Raw genomic sequence first — 925 nt, 5'->3', positions numbered from 1 at the left:
CTTGTATGATCATTATTCGGTTGGTGTTCTGTCTTTCTTGGGCCAGAGTACCTGCCGCTTTCACAGAAATAAATATAGGCTTATAAGTAGCAGAATGAGAAGGTAGCTCAGACGTGAGAATATTGTTAGTTGAAGACGATGCCTTACTGGCTAAGGCGACAGCACGGGGCTTAGATCATGCAAATTTTGTGGTCGATATCGCCACCACAGCAGAGCAAGCCTATCATTTTTTGGCGAGTTATGATTATCAGTTTATTTTGCTTGATTTAGGTTTGCCAGACCGGAATGGATTGGAAGTTTTAAAGTCACTGCGCCGTAAAAAGAATAAAGTAGGCGTTATTATTCTGACTGCTCAGGATAAAATTCAGGAGCGTATTTCAGGTTTGGATGCAGGAGCAGATGATTTTGTAGTTAAGCCATATGATTTGTATGAAGTCATTGCACGGATTCAAGCGGTATTGCGCCGTATTTCAGGTGAAGTGAGTGATTTGATTCAGATTGGCAATATTGCAGTTAATAAAGCGACCAAACAGGTACTGAGAGATCAAACTGAAGTTGAATTAACTCAGAAAGAATTTCACTTGCTGGAACTCTTTATCCTTAACCGTGGCCGGATTATTTCACGGGAGAGCATAGAAAACTCATTTTATGCCTATGATGCGGATGTAAGCAGTAATGTGATCCAGGTCTATATTCATAATTTACGGCGCAAGCTTGGGAAAAACATTGTCCGTACAGTGCAGGGTTTTGGCTATATTATGGATGAAAATTATTAATGGCCAATTTCATTCGCAGTTATTCACTGACCAGACGTCTATCATTTATTTTAATGGTCATCACCGCCAGTGTGTGGGTGGGTAGTTTAGGTTGTATTTACTGGGGAATGCAGCGTACCGCGAATAATATTTTTGATAAATCACTGGCT

The 925-nt window shown here is 40.4% G+C and carries 1 protein-coding gene; it reads left to right on the top strand.

The features are described 5' to 3' along the window. Nucleotides 1-113 precede the first annotated feature (113 nt). Complete coding sequence (locus tag EXE10_RS21070; protein ID WP_086194903.1) at nucleotides 114-776, top strand: response regulator; 663 nt, start codon at nucleotides 114-116, stop codon at nucleotides 774-776. Nucleotides 777-925: the final 149 nt, after the last annotated feature.

It is taken from the genome of Acinetobacter sp. WCHAc060033, from assembly GCF_004209125.1.
In the GTDB taxonomy this organism is placed as follows: Bacteria; Pseudomonadota; Gammaproteobacteria; order Pseudomonadales; family Moraxellaceae; genus Acinetobacter; species Acinetobacter wuhouensis.
The sequence above is the reverse complement of the archived record's forward strand: the minus strand, read 5'-3'. Positions and strand labels throughout refer to the sequence as shown.